Genomic DNA, 17322 nt, shown 5'->3' with positions numbered 1-17322 from the left:
GCTGTGAGTGTCCTTTTCCGTCGCAGGTGCAGGAGATGCGAGCCAGGTGGCCGACGCGCAGAACCCCAAAGAAGTCCCCGACTCGGGCAACGAGTTCCCGACCGACGAGCAGCTCGAAGCCGCCGTCGTCGCCGCGGTCACCGCGTTCGACGCCGCGTCCGACCTCGACGATCTCGCGCAGGCGAAGATCGCGCACGTCGGTGACCGCTCGCCGATCGCCCTCGCGAGACGTGCCCTCGGCGCTATCCCGAAGGACCAGCGGTCATCCGCAGGCAAGCTCGTCAACCAGGTGCGCGGTCGCGTCGCGGCGGCGCTCGACGAGCGGACCGCAGTCCTGACCGCCGAACGCGATGCCGCGGTCCTCATCGCCGAATCCATCGACGTGACGTTGCCTGCCGGTCGGCGGCCACAGGGCGCGCGCCACCCGATCACGGTCATCGCCGAGCAGGTCGCCGACGTCTTCGTCGCGATGGGCTGGGAGATCGCCGAGGGCCCCGAAGTAGAGACCGAGCACCACAACTTCGACGCGCTGAACTTCCTTCCCGACCACCCGGCGCGATCGATGCAGGACACGTTCTACGTCGCGGCCGAAGACGGGTCGGACGCCGACTCCCGGCTCGTCCTGCGCACCCACACATCGCCGGTGCAGGTGCGGTCGATGCTCAGCCGCGACGTCCCGATCTACGTCGCGTGCCCTGGCCGCACCTTCCGCACCGACGAGCTCGATGCGACCCACACGCCGGTCTTCCACCAGATCGAAGGGCTCGCTGTCGACAAGGGCCTGACGATGGCGAACCTGCGCGGCACTCTTGAAGCCTTCGCCAAGGCACTGTTCGGTCCGGAGACCACTACCCGGATGCGGGCGTCGTACTTCCCGTTCACCGAGCCGTCCGCCGAAGTGGACGTCTGGTTCCCGGGCAAGAAGGGCGGCGCAGGCTGGGTCGAGTGGGGCGGGTGCGGCATGGTCAACCCGAACGTGCTTCGCGCCAACGGGATCGACCCCGACGTCTACACCGGGTTCGCGTTCGGCATGGGCCTGGAACGGACTCTGCAGTTCCGCAACGACCTGCCGGACATGCGCGACATGGTGGAGGGCGACGTCCGCTTCACCGCTCCGTTCGGTCCGGCCTTCTAGACGCCGCCGTCTCGAACCGCCTCCAGCCACATCGACGTCCGCGAGCGGAATGACTCGCGACCCGAGTTCCACACGAAAGAAGTTGGTTACCCCGTGCGACTCCCACAGTCCTGGTTGACCGAAGTACTGCGCAAGGGCACGCCCGACTGGGCCGCGTCCACCAATGAGATCGACGCGGGGTTCGTCCGCGTCGGTTTCGAGATCGAGGACGTCGAACCGTTCCCCGAGATCACCGGCCCGCTCGTCGTCGGTCGCGTCGCCGGAATCGAGGAGCTCACCGAGTTCAAGAAGCCCATCCGCTTCTGTCAGGTGGAGGTCGGTGAAGAGGCCCCCCGCGACATCGTGTGCGGAGCCCGGAACTTCACCATCGGCGACCTCGTCGTCGTCGCGTTGCCCGGCACGGTGCTGCCGGGACCGTTCGAGATCGCCACCCGCCAGACGTACGGCAAGACGTCCGACGGCATGATCTGCTCGGTCACCGAACTCGGCGTCGGCAACGACCACTCGGGCATCCTGGTGCTGGCCTCGGGCACCGCCGAGCCGGGCGCCGACGCCCGCGACGTACTCGGACTCGACGACACCGCGATCGACATCAACGTGACGCCGGACCGCGGCTACGCGTTCTCGATGCGCGGTCTCGGCCGCGAACTCGCGAGCGCGTTCGCCGTGCCCTATGTCGACGCCGGGCTGCCCGGCGCCCCACTGCCTGCCGACGACGCTCGCGAGCCGTGGCCGGTCTCGATCGACGCCGACAGCGCCGCCACCCGCTACACCGCCCGGGTGATCGCCGGTGTCGACCCCACCGCGCAGTCGCCGTGGTGGATGGCCAAACGCCTCATGGTGGCAGGCATCCGCCCGATCTCAGCGATCGTCGATGCCACCAACTACGTGATGATCGAGCTCGGGCAACCGCTGCACGCGTTCGACGCCGACAAGGTGCAGGGCACGATCACGGTGCGGTCGGCGCGGGCGGGGGAGACCCTGGAGACGCTCGACGGGGTCACCCGCACACTCGACCCGGAGGACGTCGTGATCGCCGACGAGTCCGGTCCCATCGCGCTCGCCGGGGTCATGGGCGGCGCGGCGACCGAAGTCGGCGACGAGACCGTGAACGTGCTGCTCGAATCGGCGAACTTCGACCAGGTTCGCGTGTTCCGCACGGGCAAGCGGCACAAGCTCAGCTCGGAGGCGCAGAAGCGATTCGAGCGCCGCGTCGATCCGGAGCTGACAGCGGTCGCATCCGACCGAGGCACGTCCCTCATCGTCGAACTGGCAGGCGGACGTGTCGCGGGCGAACTGTCGGACGTGCACACCGACACCGAGCCCGTTGCGCCGATCGCGATCTCTCCGGGACTCGCGGATGCGACGGCAGGCGTCGAGTATCCGACGGGAACGACTGCCGCGCGACTGCGCGAGGTGGGCTGCATGGTCGACGAGACGGACGATCTGCTGACGGTGACCCCGCCGTCGTGGCGTCCCGACCTCCGCCAAGGCGCCGACCTCGTCGAAGAGGTCCTCCGTCTGGAAGGACTCGAGGACATCCCCGCCATCGTGCCCAGCGCGCCCGGCGGCCGCGGTCTGACCGCAGGCCAGCGGCGTCGCCGCGCAATCGGGCACGCGCTTGCCGCGGACGGCTTCATCGAGGTGTTGCCGTACCCGTTCATGCCTGCGGGCGTCTTCGACACGTGGGGGCTGACCGACGACGATCCGCGCCGGTCCACCCTCTCGGTTCTCAATCCGCTCGAGGCCGATCGCCCCGAACTCAACACCACACTGCTCCCCGGACTGCTCGAGATGGCCAGTCGCAACATCGCACGTGGACGTCGCGACCTGGCGTTGTACGCGGTCGGACAGGTGGTGCTCGGTGGCGCTCAAGGGCCGGTCGTCGGCGCTCTCGACGTCACGCGACGGCCATCGGACGACGAACTGGCAGCCCTGGACGCGTCGTTGCCACGTCAGCCGCTGTACGCCGCCGCTGTGCTCACCGGGTTGCGCGACCCGGCGGGACCGTGGGGTGCAGGCCGCGCCGCCGACGCCTACGACGCATTCGAGGCGGCCCGCGTGATCGCCGCGACGTCGGGGGTCGAGTTGACGCTCGTCGCAGACGACACCCTGCCGTGGCATCCGGGCCGCTGCGCGCGCCTGGAAGTCGACGGGGTCACCGTCGGTCACGCGGGCGAGTTGCATCCCGCCGTGCTCGAACGCGCCGGGCTGCCCGCACGTCTGTGCGCCGTGGAGGTCGACGTCGATGCCCTGCCCCTCGTCGAGAATCTGCCGTCGCCGACGGTGTCGCCGTTCCCGGCTGTCCTGCAGGACGTGAACGTCGTGGTCGCCGCGGACGTCCCCGCACAGCAGGTGCAGGACGTGTTGCGCGACGGTGCGGGCGAGCTCCTCGAATCGATCTCGCTCTTCGACGTGTTCACCGGTGAGCAGGTCGGCGAGGGCAACAAGTCGTTGACGTTCGCGCTCACGTTCCGCGCGGACGATCGCACGCTGACCGAGGATGATGCGAGTGCCGCGAAACTGGCCGCGGTCGAACGGGCGGCGGCCGCGGTGGGCGCCCGGCTCCGGTGATCCGTCTGCTCGTCGCGGCGGCCGCCGCGCTGCTCGTCACGTTCTGGCTTCACCGTCGGTTGGTGCGCGCGACGGGGCTGCGCGGACGCTGGGCGGCGGCCGCCGACACCGTCCTGATCGTGTTCGCCGTTGCGACCACGATCTCGTTCGCCGTCGGCGACCTGTTCGACCCGTCGTGGTCGCGGCCGATCGGCTTCGTCGGTTTCACCTGGGCGGCGGTCGTCTTCTACCTACTCCTGGGCACGGTGCTCGTGGCGCTCGTGTCGGCGGTGGTCCGGCTGGCGCGACTGGTTCTGCGGCGGCGCGCAGACGGCCTGCCCCGCCGGGTGATCGCCTGCGCGAGCGCCGTCGTCGCCGTGGCGGCCCTCGCAATCACCGGTTACGGGCTCACCGAGGCCGCATCGCCGAGGATCGTCGACGAGGACGCCCACATCGCCGGACTGCCTGCGTCGTTCGATGGCGTCCGGATCGCGTTCGTCACAGACGTCCACGTCGGCCCCGCGCGCGGCGAGGGATTCGTCCGCAAGGTGGTCGACGACGTGATGGCCGAGCGCCCGGATCTGATCGTTCTCGGGGGAGATCTGACCGACGGGACCGTGGCGAAGGTCGGCTCGGCCCTGGAGCCGCTGCGGGACCTGCACGCGCCGCTCGGGGTGTTCGGGGTCAGCGGCAACCACGAGTACTACGTCGACGACGGTGGTGCATGGCTCGACCAGTGGGAGACGCTCGGTGTCCGGACTCTCCGCAACGAACGTGTCGAACTCCGGCGCGGCGACGGGGTCGTCGACCTCGCGGGTGTCTACGACGCGACCGCACCCGCCCCGTACGAACCCGACTACGCGGCGGCGCTCGGCGGACGCGACCGGTCGCATCCGGTCATCCTGCTCGCGCATCAGCCGATCCAAGCCGAGGACGCGGCCGAGTACGGGGCTGACCTACAACTCTCCGGCCACACGCACGACGGCCAGATGTGGCCGCTGACGTACTTGGTCGGATTCGAACAGCCGGTCACCGCGGGCTGGGGCGACGTCGACGGGATCCCCGTCTACGTCACACGTGGAACAGGTGCGTGGGGCCCGCCGGTCCGTGTGCTCGCGCCGCCGGAGATCGCCCTGATCACCCTGCGGCCCGCCGCCTGACTCGCTCTCTCGCTGGTCCAGCCGTCCGGTCCCGCTGATCGAGTAGGCGGCGCCCCCTCGCTGAATTACTTTGCGTTGTCATGCATAATGATTGACATGACTATCAAGGTTGCGGTCGCGGGCGCGAGCGGATACGCGGGCGGAGAGATCCTTCGGCTCCTGTGCGGTCACCCCCGCGTGGCCACGGGAGAGCTGGAGATCGGTGCATTGACGGCGGGCGGGAACGCAGGGACCCGACTCGGCGATCATCACAAGAATCTGATCCCGTTGAGCGCCCGTGTTCTGCAGGAGACCACGGCGGAGGTCCTGGCCGGACACGACGTCGTGTTCCTCGGTCTGCCGCACGGTCAGTCCGCGGTCATCGCCGACGCATTGCCGCCGTCGACGATCATCATCGACTGCGGAGCCGACTTCCGGCTCGGCGACTCGGCCGAGTGGACGCACTACTACGGTGGCGACCACGCGGGGACCTGGCCGTACGGCATGCCCGAACTGCCGGGCAATCGCGAGGCCTTGTCCTCGACGACCAGGGTCGCGGTGCCGGGTTGCTACCCGACGGTCTCGATTCTGTCGCTGCTTCCCGCGCTCGCGTCCGGTCTGGTCGACTCCCGGGTCAACGTGGTCGCGATGTCGGGTGCGTCCGGCGCGGGCCGCTCGCCCAAGGTGAATCTCCTCGCCGCCGAAGTCATCGGCTCGGTGCGGGCCTACGGGGTCGGCGGCGCTCACCGGCACACCCCGGAGATCACGCAGGCCTTGTCGGACGCGGCCAACACCCCCGTCGACGTCTCCTTCACACCGGTCCTCGTACCGACGACGCGCGGCATTCTCGCCACCTGCACTGCGCGGACCACCGCGACCGAGCAGCAGTTACGCGACGCGTACGAGAAGGCGTACGCCGACGAACCGTTCGTGCACGTCCTGCCGGCCGGACAGTTCCCGGAGACGGGTTCGATCATCGGGTCGAACGCCGTCCTCATCGGCATCGCAGTGGACGAGCGGACCGGGACGTTCACCGCGGTCGGCGTCGTCGACAACCTGACCAAGGGAACCGGCGGCGCAGCTGTGCAATCGATGAACCTCGCCGTCGGCTTCACCGAGACCGAAGGCCTGAGCGTGGTGGGAGTGGCACCGTGACCGCAGGACAGCCACAGACTCCGTTGGAGCCCGTTGAGTTCACCGACCCGACGTCGGGTGGCCGGATGGTCCGCCGCCAAGGCGTCACCGCGCCCCTCGGTTTCCGGGCCGCAGGACTGGCCGCGGGCATCAAAGTCAGCGGTAGGACAGACCTCGCGCTCGTGTTCAACGAGGGACCCGAGTATGACGCCGCAGGCGTGTTCACCACCAATCAGGTCAAGGCCGCCCCCGTCCTCTGGTCGCAGCAGGTCCTTACCGCGGGGCGGCTCCGTTCGGTCATCCTCAACTCGGGCGGCGCCAACGCGTGCACCGGTCCGGGCGGCTTCCAGGACGCGCACGCGACCGCCGAGGCGGTCGCGCAAGCGCTGTCCAACTGGGGCACCGAGACCGGAGCGGGCGAGGTCGCGGTCTGTTCGACGGGCCTGATCGGCGACCGGTTGCCGATGGACAAGGTCCTCGCCGGAGTCACCGAGATCGTCCACGAGATGGGCGGTGGGATCGAAGGCGGCACGGACGCGGCCTACGCGATCATGACAACCGACACGATCCCGAAGCAGGTGGCCCTGCACCATCCGGGAGGCTGGAACGTCGGCGGTATGGCGAAGGGTGCGGGCATGATGGCGCCGTCGCTCGCGACGATGCTCATCGTGCTGACCACCGACGCGAAGGTGACGCCCGCCCAACTCGACACGGCGCTGCGCAACGCGACGGCGCGCACCTTCGACCGTCTCGACATCGACGGCTCCATGTCGACCAACGACACCGTGCTGCTGCTGTCGTCGGGAGCCAGTGCCATCGAAGTGGCACAGGACGAACTCGACGCCGCCGTGTTCGCGGTCTGCGACGACCTCGCGGCGCAGATGCAGAACGACGCCGAAGGCGTCACCAAGCGCGTCGACATCACGGTGACCGGCGCGAAGACTGACGACGACGCGCTCGTCGTCGCCCGCTCCGTGGCCCGCGACTCGCTCGTCAAGACCGCTCTGTTCGGCTCGGACCCCAACTGGGGCCGGGTGCTGGCCGCGATCGGGGTGACCCCGGTGATCATCGACCCAGACTCGATCGCGGTGTCGTTCAACGGGTTCACCGTCTGCGAGGCGGGCACCGGTGTGCCGGGAGCCCGTGAGGTCGACCTGAGCGGCGATCGCATCCACGTGGTCGCCGACCTGCACCTCGGCGACGGTGAAGCGACCGTCCGGACGACGGACCTCTCGCACGCGTACGTCGAAGAGAACTCGGCGTACTCGTCATGAGCGTCGTCGACGGAACCCCGTTGGAGAAGGCCGCCGTCCTCGCCGAATCGCTGCCTGCTCTGCAGGCGCTGCACGGCAAACGCGTCGTGATCAAGTACGGCGGCAACGCGATGGTCGACGACGCGCTCAAGGAGGCGTTCGCCGCGGACATGGTGCTGTTGCGGGCGTGCGGCAGCCACCCGATCGTCGTGCACGGCGGTGGACCGCAGATCTCGACGATGCTGAAGCGACTAGGCCTGGAAGGCGAGTTCCGCGGTGGATTCCGCGTCACCACCCCCGAGGTGATGGATGTCGCGCGGATGGTGCTGTTCGGTCAGGTCGGGCGCGAACTGGTCGGCCTCATCAACCGGCACGGCCCGTACGCGGTCGGTATCACCGGGGAGGACGCACACCTGTTCACCGCGACCCGGCGCACCGTGCTGGTCGACGCCGAACCGACCGATATCGGGCTCGTCGGTGACATCACCGCCGTCAACACCTCAGCGGTCGACGATCTGATCCGGGCGGGCCGGATCCCGGTGATCTCGACGATCGCGCCGGACGCCGACGGCGTCGTCCACAACATCAACGCCGACACAGCGGCCGGAGCGATCGCAGGCGCACTGGCCGCCGAGCACCTGGTGATGCTGACCGACGTCGAAGGCCTCTACACCGACTGGCCCGACCGCTCGTCGCTCGTCTCGAGCATCACCGCGAGTGAGGTGGCACAGCTGCTGCCGAGTCTCGACACCGGCATGGTCCCGAAGATGGAGGCGTGTCTGCGCGCCGTCGAAGCAGGCATCGGCGCAGCCCATGTCATCGACGGCCGCGAGCCGCACGGAGTCATCGCCGCCCTGTTGACCGCATCGACGGCGGGCACCACGGTGATCGCCGACGAGAAAGGAACCCGGGAATGACCGCACCCTTGCAGCAGCGGTGGTCCGCGTCGCTGATGAACAATTACGGAACGCCGCCGATCGCACTGGTGCGTGGTGACGGAGCCGTCGTCTACGACGCCGACGGCAGGGCGTACCTCGACCTCCTCGGCGGGATCGCGGTTAATGCGCTCGGGCACGCGAACCCGGAGATCGTCGACGCCGTCACTCGCCAGCTGTCGACGCTCGGCCACGTGTCCAACCTGTACGTGTCGCCGCCCGTCGTCGAACTCGCGGAGCGGCTCCTCGCCGCGTTCGGCCACGACGGCAGAGTGTTCTTGTGCAACTCGGGCACCGAAGCCAACGAGGCGGCGTTCAAGATCGCTCGCCGCACCGGCCGACCGCAGATCATCGCGGCCGAGGGCGGCTTCCACGGCCGGACGATGGGTGCGCTCGCGATGACCGGGCAGCCCGGTAAACGGGAACCGTTCGAGCCGATGCCCCCGGGCGTCGACTTCGTGCCGTACGGCGATGTCGCAGTGCTCGAAGCGGCAGTCTCCGAGCAGACGGCCGCCGTCGTCCTCGAGCCGATCCAAGGTGAGAACGGAGTGGTCGTGCCCCCGCCCGGCTACCTCGCGGCGGCCCGGGAGATCACCTCACGGCACGGAGCTCTCCTCGTGCTCGACGAGGTGCAGACCGGTGTAGCGCGGACCGGCACGATGTTCGCGCATCAGCGGGCGGGCGTCGTGCCCGACGTGATGACACTCGCCAAGGGGCTCGGTGGCGGCATGCCGATCGGCGCGGTCGTGGCGACCGGTCCGGCCGCCGACCTGCTGGGCCCCGGCCACCACGGAACCACGTTCGGCGGCAACCCGGCGTGCGCCGCCGCGGCCCTCGCGGTGCTCGACCACATCGACGCGAATGATCTGTGTGCGCGTGTCGATGCGCTCGGCAAGTCGTTGATCGCCGACATCGAAGGCCTCGGCCACCCACTGATCGCCGGGGTACGTGGCGACGGGCTGCTGCTGGGCGTTGTGCTCACCGCGCCGGCCGCGAAGGACGTCGACGCGGCCGCACGGGACGCGGGCTACCTGATCAACGCGCCCGCTCCCGATGTCCTCCGGCTCGCACCGCCGCTGATCCTGTCTGACGATCAGGCAGCGGCATTCGTCGCCGACCTGCCTGCGATCCTCGACGCCGCGCACGCGGCGCATGCGAAAGGCTGACTGACATGACCCGCCACTTCCTCCGCGACGACGATCTCTCGCCTGCCGAACAGTCCGCTGTCCTCGCGCTCGCCGCACAGATGAAAGCCGACCCGTTGGCGGCCAAGCCGCTCGCCGGGCCGAAGGCCGTCGGCGTCATCTTCGACAAGAACTCGACGCGTACGCGGTTCTCGTTCGAGGTCGGCATCGTCCAACTCGGCGGCCACGCCGTCGTCGTCGATGGCACGACGACGCAGATGGGGCGCGACGAGTCGCTCGCCGACACCGGGCGAGTGCTGTCTCGGTTCGTCGACGCCATCGTGTGGCGCACGTTCGGGCAGGACCGCCTCGACGATCTCGCGGCGTACTCGACGGCGCCGGTCGTCAACGCGCTCAGCGACTCGTTCCATCCATGCCAGGTACTCGCAGACCTGCAGACGATCATCGAGCACAAGGGACGCGCGGCCGGGCTAACGATCACCTACCTCGGCGACGCCGCGAACAACATGGCGAACTCGTTGATGCTGGGTTGCGCCGTCGCCGGGATGCACGTGCGCGTGAGCGGGCCGGAGGGCTTCCGCCCCGACGCCGACATCGTCGCGCAGGCGCAGCAGCAGGCCGAGGCTACCGGCGGCAGCGTGCGCGTGATCGACGACCCGGCCGAAGCCGCGGGCGGCGCTGACGTGCTCGTGACTGACACCTGGGTGTCGATGGGTCAGGAGGACGACGGTCTCGACAGGGTCGGCCCGTTCCGTCCGTACCAGATCAACTCCGACCTGCTCGGGCATGCGGCGGACGGCGCGATCGTCCTGCACTGCCTGCCGGCACACCGCGGTGAGGAAATCACCGACGAGGTGATCGACGGACCGGCGAGTGTCGTCTTCGACGAGGCCGAGAACCGGTTGCACGCGCAGAAGGCGCTCCTGACGTGGCTGCTGGAGAACCAGTGACCGACGCGGAGTCGTCCCGCCTCGCCGCGACCCGCGCGGGTAGGCACGCGAGGATCGTCGAGATCCTCGCGGCCGATCATGTGCGCAGCCAGTCCGACCTGCAGCAGCGGTTGGCCGACATCGGTGTGGAGGCCACCCAGGCCACTCTGTCGCGCGACCTCGACGAACTCGGCGCGGTGAAGCTGCGCGCCGCAGACGGGGGCGCGGGCGTCTACGTGGTGCCCGAGGACGGCACCCCCGTCCGGGGCGTGTCCGGTGGAACGGGACGCGTGTCCCGCCTACTCGCGGACCTGCTCGTGTCGACGGACTCGTCGGGTGACATCGCCGTCCTGCGAACCCCGCCCGGGGCCGCGGCCTACCTGGCGAGCGCTCTCGACCGTGCCCGTCTGCCCGGCGTGGTCGGCACCATCGCAGGGGACGACACGGTCTTCGTCCTCGCCCGCCGCCCGCTCTCGGGCGCCGACCTCTCCCAACAGATCGAAGAGCTGGTGTGACCGGCGCCCCGCCGAGCAGCCTCCGCCGTTGATCGATGGGCAGCCGTGCCCTGCCCGACACACGCCACCGGCCGCCTACGTCCGCCGGCTGGACCGGCACAATGAAACCCGACGACCATCCGTCCGCAAGGAGAACCTGAGCTCATGGCAGACAGCAACGACGCAACCGCCCGCAAAGACGGCACCAATGAGGGCGCTCTGTGGGGAGGCCGGTTCGCGGACGGTCCCGCTGCGGCGATGGCGGCGCTGAGCAAGTCGACGCACTTCGACTGGGCGTTGGCTCCGTACGACGTCGCCGCATCGAAGGCGCACGCACGTGTGTTGAATCGGGCGGGTCTCCTGACGGACGACGACCTGGTCGCCATGCACGCCGGCCTGGATCGGCTCGCCTCGGACGTCGCGGACGGCACATTCGTCGCGGCCGAATCGGATGAAGACGTCCACGGCGCTCTCGAGCGAGGACTCATCGAGCGGGTGGGCGCCGAGCTGGGCGGACGACTGCGCGCGGGCCGGTCCCGCAACGACCAGGTCGCGACCCTGTTCCGGATGTGGTTGCGAGACGGGATGCGACGGGTGGGCTCGGGTCTGCTCGACGTCGCCGAAGCGCTCGTCACGCAGGCCGCAGCCAACCCCGGGGTCGCCATGCCGGGTAAGACGCACTTGCAGGCGGCGCAGCCGGTGCTCCTCGGACACACGCTGCTCGCCCACGCGCAGCCGCTGCTGCGGGACGTCTCGCGACTGGTGGACGCCGACCGACGGGTCGCCGTCTCGCCGTACGGTGCGGGTGCGCTGGCCGGCTCCTCGCTCGGGCTCGACCCGGTCGCGATCGCCGAGGACCTCGGGTTCGCCGGGGCCGCCGACAACTCCATCGATGCGACAGCCTCACGTGACTTCGCGGCCGAGGCCGCGTTCGTCTTCGCGATGGCGGCCGTCGACCTGTCGAGGCTCGGTGAAGACGTGATCCTGTGGAGCACACCGGAGTTCGGGTATGTCACTCTTGCCGACGCGTGGTCGACGGGCAGTTCGATCATGCCGCAGAAGAAGAATCCGGATGTGGCCGAACTCGCTCGCGGAAAGTCCGGACGACTGATCGGCAACCTGACGGGTCTGCTCGCGACGCTCAAGGCGCAGCCGCTGGCGTACAACCGTGACCTGCAGGAAGATAAAGAGCCGGTGTTCGACTCCGTCGCACAGCTCGAACTCCTCCTGCCCGCGGTGACGGGTCTCGTCGCCACGCTCACCTTCCATCCGGACCGTATGGCCGAGCTGGCGCCCGCCGGGTTCACGCTCGCGACCGATATTGCTGAATGGCTTGTCCGGCAAGGAATTCCGTTCCGCGTCGCGCATGAGGTGGCGGGCGCGTGCGTGCGGGAGGCCGAGTCGCGCGGTGTCGGACTGAACGACCTCGACGACGATGTGCTCGCCGGAATCCATCCGGCGCTGACGCCAGAGGTGGCCGAAGTACTCACCGTGACCGGGTCGATCGAATCACGAAACGCGCACGGCGGCACCGCGTCGACCCAGGTCGAACGGCAGATCTCCGTCGCGACCGCGACGATCGCCGAGTTACGCGCCGCGCTGATCTGAACGAGCCGTCTCCTACAGTGAAACCGGGCGATACAGGTAAGGTGATCCGCGTCGCGGAACCGGTTTCACGGTGACGACTGCCGCGGCGGGGAGAAAGGGACTGCTGTGGTCGGACTGCCGAACATAAGCACCGCTGTGAGTCGCATCGTCGCGACGACGCAGAACGGGCTGGAAGTCATTCGGATGGGCGGTCTCGAGACTGGCACCGAACCCGCGCCCTTCACAATCGTCGAGACCGAGAAGATGTTCCGGTTGCGCCGGTACTTTCCAGACGATCCCGGCGACAACGCGCCCCACATCATTCTGATCCCTCCGATGATGGTGTCGGCCAATGTCTACGACGTGACCGAGCAGAATGGCGCCGTCTCGGTCCTGCACCGGTACGGCATCATCCCGTGGGTGGTCGACTTCGGGTCGCCCGACCACGAAGTGGGCGGCATGGAGCGGACTCTCACCGACCACGTCGTGGCCATCAGCCGTGTCGTCGACCTCGTGCGGCGCGTCGTCGGACACGACGTCCACCTCGCCGGCTACTCCCAGGGCGGCATGTTCGCCTACCAGACGGCGGCGTATCGACGGGCCGAGGGCCTGGCGAGCATCATCACCTACGGCAGCCCGGTCGACATCACCGCGGCGATGCCGTTGGGCATACCGGCGAATCTCGTCGTCCCGGGCGTCGAGTTCCTGGGTGACCGGTTCTTCTCCAACGTCTGGGTCCCGAGTTGGTTGGCGCGTACCGGCTTCCAGCTCGCCGACCCGGTGAAGACGGCGAGGAGTCGGATCGACTTCCTTCGCCGGCTCCATGATCGCGACGCATTGCTGCCCCGTGAAGACCAGCGTCGATTCATCGAACAGGAGGGTTGGGTTGCGTGGTCCGGCCCCGCCGTCGCCGAACTCCTCCGACAATTCGTCGTGCACAACCGGATGGTGTCCGGCGGATTCGTCATCGACGGTGAAGTCGTGTCGATGACCGACATCACGTGCCCGGTGCTCGCGTTCGTTGGCGAAACCGACGACATCGGCCAGCCGGTCGCCGTTCGGGGGATCCAACGTGCTGCGCCGGATGCCGACGTCTACGAGACTCCGGTCCCGGCAGGCCATTTCGGTCTCGTCGTCGGCTCAACGGCCGGGCGGCTGTCGTGGCCCACGACGGCCGAGTGGATCCTGTGGCGAGACGGGCGCGGCCCGAAACCACAGACCACCGCGCCGATGGACGCGTCGGCGGCGACCGGGTCGGGCATCAGTTGGGCGAACCGCCTGACCTACGGGGTCGGCCAGGTGGCTGGCGCGGGCACCGCAGTGTCGAAGGAACTGATCGACGCGGTCTCGTCCATCCAGCGCACGGCTACCGCCGTCGCGAGCGAATCGGTGCGAACCGTGCCGCGCCTGCTGCGGCTCGGCCAGATCCAGCCGTCGACGCGGATCTCTCTCGGCAAGCTGATGAGCGAGAACGAACGTCGCACCCCGCACAACGAACTGTTCTTGTTCGAGAACCGTGTCCTCACACATGAGCAGGTCAACACTCGTATCGACTACGTCGTGGCCGGACTGATCTCGTGTGGAATCCGCCCAGGCGAACACATCGGCGTCCTCATGCACACCCGGCCGTCTGCGCTGGTCGTTGTCGCGGCGCTGTCACGGTTGGGCGCGGTCGCCGTCATCCTCGCATCCGGTGACGACCTGCCCGAGATGTTGAAACTCTCGGACACGCATTCGATCATCACCGACCCGACACACCTCGACGTCGCCTCGGCGGCCAGTGATCGGGTGCTGGTGCTCGGTGGTGGTAGCCCAGACGCTCGCGTCATCGAACGCGCGGACGGCGAGCGCGTCGTCGACATGGAGCAGATCGACCCCGAGAGCGTGCGGATGCCGGTCTGGTATCGGCGCGATCCCGGCCTCGCAGGCGATCTCGCGTTCATTCTCTTCACAAAGACGCAGGGCCGCATCGCCAAGTGGGCGATCACCAATCACCGTTTCGCGATGTCGGCGTTCGGCGCCGCTGCGGCCGCGGGCCTGTCGAACCGAGACACCGTGTACTGCCTGCCGCCGCTGCACCACGCATCCGGTCTGCTGACCACGTTGGGTGCGACGGTGGTCGGCCGATCACGAATCGCGCTCTCCAACGGCATCGACCCGGAGACGTTCGCGTTCGAGGTCCGCCACTACGGCGTCACCGTCGTCTCCTATACCTGGTCGATGCTCGCCGACATCCTCCGCGGCGAGACGTTCGATCCCGCCCAGCTCAGCACCGTCCGGTTGTTCATGGGATCGGGTCTGTCGACGGGCCTGTGGACCGAGATTGACGACGTGTTGCCGAAGGCCCGGATCCTCGAATTCTTTGCGACGGCGGACGGCTCGACGATTCTGGCGAACGTCGACGGTACGAAGGTCGGTTCGATGGGACGGGCTCTGCCCGAGACGAACTCGGTCCGGATCGCAGCCTACGACCCGGAGACCGAGCAATTGCTGGTGGACGGCGACACCGGCTTCATCCGTGAGGCGGACGTCGGCGAGGTCGGGATGCTCGTCGCACACGCGGCGCAGCGATTCGGATCCAATGGGCTCGTCCTTCGCGACGTGTTCCGTCCGCATGATCGGTGGGAGGTCGCAGGGAGTCTCTTCCGTGCCGACGCGGACGGCGACCTGTGGTTCGTGGGTTCGTCGCAGAACGTGATCCGCACGGCGCACGGGATCGCCTACCCTGTCCCGATCCAGCAGGCGCTGTCGCAGGTCGCGGCCGTCGACCAGGTCGCCGTCTACGGGGTGGGGGAGCCGGGGACCCAGGTGGCTGTCGCCGTGATCAGTCTCCGCGCGGGCTCGTCGTCGGTGACCCCGACGGCACTGCGCGTCGGACTCGGGGAACTGTCGTCGGATGAACGTCCCGACCTGATCTGGGTCGTCGACGAGATGCCGCGCTCGGAGTCGTTCCGCGTGATCACCAGTGGGTTCGTCGCCGCGGGCATACCGAAGCCGGGCGCGCGCGTCTGGTACCGCGACGGCGAAGGGCGCTACCGCCGGTACACGGCCAAGGCGGCGAAGTCGGTCGACTGGTCGTCTCGCACGCCACACGCCGCCGCCCAGGCTCCCGAGTGACGCGGTGCCCCGAGTAATCTCGAGACCCATGAGCACACGCGCCCAACGCCTCGACCCGGTCGTCCGCGACCGGCTCGTCTGCCCGCAAGACCTCGGTGAACTGATCGACGCGGGAGACGAGCTCTACAACCCACGGTTGCGTGTCGCGTACGCGATCGACGAATTGGGGATCCCCGACATGCTCATCGACGATGCGCGGAGCGTGTCCGATGACGAACACCGCGCCTTCACCGCAGCGGCGGGGGAGTGAGCACGCGTGAGTGACCACATCCTCGATGACCTGGCGTGGCGGGGACTCATCGCGCAGACGACCGACATCGACGCTCTCCGTTCCGCGCTCGACGACGGCTCGATCAGCTTGTACGCCGGCTTCGACCCGACGGCGTCGAGCCTGCACGCAGGCCACCTGGTGCCACTGCTCACTCTGCGGCGGTTCCAATTGGCAGGCCATCGCCCGATCGTCCTGTCCGGCGGAGCGACCGGTCTGATCGGGGATCCGCGCGATGTCGGCGAGCGGATGATGAACTCCGCCGACACCGTGGCCGGCTGGGCGGGGCGTATCGTCGGCCAACTCGAACGATTCGTCGACATCGATGACTCACCGACCGGAGCCGTCCTGGTCAACAACATGGACTGGACGGGCCCGATGAGCACCATCGAGTTCTTGCGTGACGTCGGAAAGCACTTCTCGGTCAACGTCATGCTCGCGAGAGAGACGGTCAAACGCCGTCTCGAGTCCGACGGCATCAGTTACACCGAGTTCAGCTACCTGCTGCTCCAGTCGAACGACTACCTCCAGTTGTACCGCAGGCACGGAGCGGTACTGCAGATCGGCGGCTCGGACCAGTGGGGCAACATCGTCGGCGGTGCCGATCTCATCCGGAAGGTCGACGGCGGGTCGGCGCACGCACTGACGGTCCCGCTCGTCACATCGGCCGACGGCAAGAAGTTCGGCAAGTCGACCGGTGGGGGCAGCGTATGGCTCGACCCCGAGCTGACCAGTTCCTACGCGTGGTACCAGTACTTCGTGAACACGGCCGACGCGGATGTCGTCAACTACCTGAAGTGGTTCACGTTCCTCTCGCGTGCGGAGATCGTCGAACTCGAAGAGGTCACCGCGGAGAAACCTCATCTGCGTCTCGCGCAGAAGCGTCTCGCCGCGGAACTGACGACCCTTATCCACGGCGCGGATCTGACCGCGGCCGCCGAGCAGGCCAGCCAGGCGCTCTTCGGTCGGGGCGAGCTCGACGGCATCGACGAAGGCACCCTGTCGGCAGCGCTGGCGGAGACCGGGATCGCCGAGTTCGACGCAGGCGCGGCACCGACCGTCGTGGAACTCCTCGTCGCGTCGGGTCTGGCCACGGGGAACAAAGCCGCGCGACGCGCCGTCGACGAAGGCGGGGCGTACGTGAACAACGTCAAGATCACCGATGCAGACTGGGAGCCGGCCACCGGCGACCTCCTGCACGGGCGGTGGCTGGTTCTGCGTCGGGGCAAGAAGACCTTTGCGGGCGCCCGAATTGGCTGACGACCAGGTGATTTGTCTTCGGCGGTGCCGGTCGGGTAACTTTCTTCGAGTCCGAGCGGCACCGCCGCAACGACACCGACCGTCCCCCGCCGGACAGCGAGTTGAAAGACTCAACGCCGGTGAGGTACAGTAGGAAGCCGCTTCGGCACAAACCTTCTTTCGTATCCGATCTACGGACCAGAAATTCGGTATTGCGGAGCGGTCCTCGGCCTGGTAGGTTGGGGGAGTTGGCCTCTTGCAGGTCAGTACAACAGTATATGTTCGCTGGAGTTCGGCCTGATTTGTTTGGGTTGGTGCTGGTGGGTGTGTGTTCTTTGAGAACTCGATAGTGTGTGATGGATTTTTTCTTGTGCCACATTTTTTTGTATTTTTT

The 17322-nt window shown here is 68.2% G+C and carries 13 protein-coding genes; all 13 read left to right on the top strand.

What is annotated here, in order from left to right; all coding sequences use genetic code 11:
- Positions 1–46: 46 nt before the first annotated feature.
- The 13 genes from pheS (at position 47) to tyrS (ending at position 16949) form a co-directional block, all read left to right on the top strand.
- Positions 47–1135, top strand: a complete 1089-nt coding sequence (gene pheS, locus L5G33_RS11875; RefSeq protein WP_236998399.1) for a phenylalanine--tRNA ligase subunit alpha — start codon at positions 47–49, stop codon at positions 1133–1135.
- Between the two features lie 93 nt (positions 1136–1228).
- Entirely contained in the window at positions 1229–3709 is a 2481-nt protein-coding gene (gene pheT, locus L5G33_RS11870; RefSeq protein ID WP_236998398.1) for a phenylalanine--tRNA ligase subunit beta, read from the top strand.
- The gene (locus L5G33_RS11865; RefSeq protein ID WP_236998397.1) at positions 3706–4848 is read left to right on the top strand and encodes a metallophosphoesterase; all 1143 of its coding nucleotides are present in this window, start codon (positions 3706–3708) and stop codon (positions 4846–4848) included. The genes pheT and L5G33_RS11865 overlap by 4 nt, the downstream gene beginning before the upstream one ends.
- Positions 4849–4944: 96 nt before the next feature.
- The gene (argC, locus tag L5G33_RS11860; protein WP_236998396.1) at positions 4945–5982 is read left to right on the top strand and encodes an N-acetyl-gamma-glutamyl-phosphate reductase; all 1038 of its coding nucleotides are present in this window, start codon (positions 4945–4947) and stop codon (positions 5980–5982) included.
- A gap of 23 nt (positions 5983–6005) precedes the next feature.
- Entirely contained in the window at positions 6006–7235 is a 1230-nt protein-coding gene (gene argJ, locus L5G33_RS11855; RefSeq protein ID WP_236998741.1) for a bifunctional glutamate N-acetyltransferase/amino-acid acetyltransferase ArgJ, read from the top strand.
- Positions 7232–8131, top strand: a complete 900-nt coding sequence (gene argB, locus L5G33_RS11850; protein ID WP_236998395.1) for an acetylglutamate kinase — start codon at positions 7232–7234, stop codon at positions 8129–8131. Before argJ ends, argB begins: the two co-directional genes overlap by 4 nt.
- The gene (locus L5G33_RS11845; RefSeq protein WP_236998394.1) at positions 8128–9315 is read left to right on the top strand and encodes an acetylornithine transaminase; all 1188 of its coding nucleotides are present in this window, start codon (positions 8128–8130) and stop codon (positions 9313–9315) included. Before argB ends, L5G33_RS11845 begins: the two co-directional genes overlap by 4 nt.
- A gap of 5 nt (positions 9316–9320) precedes the next feature.
- Complete coding sequence (gene argF / locus L5G33_RS11840; RefSeq protein ID WP_236998393.1) at positions 9321–10244, top strand: ornithine carbamoyltransferase; 924 nt, start codon at positions 9321–9323, stop codon at positions 10242–10244.
- On the top strand, positions 10241–10738 hold the full coding sequence (locus L5G33_RS11835; protein WP_236998392.1) for an arginine repressor: 498 nt from the start codon (positions 10241–10243) through the stop codon (positions 10736–10738). The genes argF and L5G33_RS11835 overlap by 4 nt, the downstream gene beginning before the upstream one ends.
- Before the next feature lie 144 nt (positions 10739–10882).
- Positions 10883–12325, top strand: coding sequence for an argininosuccinate lyase (gene argH / locus L5G33_RS11830; protein ID WP_236998391.1), 1443 nt, complete (start codon positions 10883–10885; stop codon positions 12323–12325).
- A 105-nt stretch (positions 12326–12430) separates the two neighbouring features.
- Positions 12431–15421, top strand: a complete 2991-nt coding sequence (locus L5G33_RS11825) for an AMP-binding protein (RefSeq protein WP_236998390.1) — start codon at positions 12431–12433, stop codon at positions 15419–15421.
- A 28-nt stretch (positions 15422–15449) separates the two neighbouring features.
- The gene (locus tag L5G33_RS11820) at positions 15450–15671 is read left to right on the top strand and encodes a Trm112 family protein (RefSeq protein ID WP_236998389.1); all 222 of its coding nucleotides are present in this window, start codon (positions 15450–15452) and stop codon (positions 15669–15671) included.
- Positions 15672–15677: 6 nt separating this feature from the next.
- A complete protein-coding gene (gene tyrS, locus L5G33_RS11815; protein WP_236998388.1) occupies positions 15678–16949 on the top strand; it encodes a tyrosine--tRNA ligase in 1272 nt (423 codons plus the stop codon).
- The last annotated feature ends 373 nt before the right edge of the window (positions 16950–17322 follow it).

This window comes from Gordonia liuliyuniae (assembly GCF_021738805.1).
GTDB classification, from domain to species: Bacteria; Actinomycetota; Actinomycetes; order Mycobacteriales; family Mycobacteriaceae; genus Gordonia; species Gordonia liuliyuniae.
Note: the sequence above shows the minus strand (reverse complement) of the source record. Positions and strands in the feature narration are given on the sequence as shown.

What these genes read in the sequence shown, in the direction of transcription:
- argB (WP_236998395.1), top strand. Translation starts at nt 7,232, where the DNA reads ATGAGCGTCGTCGACGGAACCCCGTTGGAGAAGGCCGCCGTCCTCGCC.
- argC (WP_236998396.1), top strand. Translation starts at nt 4,945, where the DNA reads ATGACTATCAAGGTTGCGGTCGCGGGCGCGAGCGGATACGCGGGCGGA.
- L5G33_RS11820 (WP_236998389.1), top strand. Translation starts at nt 15,450, where the DNA reads ATGAGCACACGCGCCCAACGCCTCGACCCGGTCGTCCGCGACCGGCTC.
- L5G33_RS11845 (WP_236998394.1), top strand. Translation starts at nt 8,128, where the DNA reads ATGACCGCACCCTTGCAGCAGCGGTGGTCCGCGTCGCTGATGAACAAT.
- argF (WP_236998393.1), top strand. Translation starts at nt 9,321, where the DNA reads ATGACCCGCCACTTCCTCCGCGACGACGATCTCTCGCCTGCCGAACAG.
- argH (WP_236998391.1), top strand. Translation starts at nt 10,883, where the DNA reads ATGGCAGACAGCAACGACGCAACCGCCCGCAAAGACGGCACCAATGAG.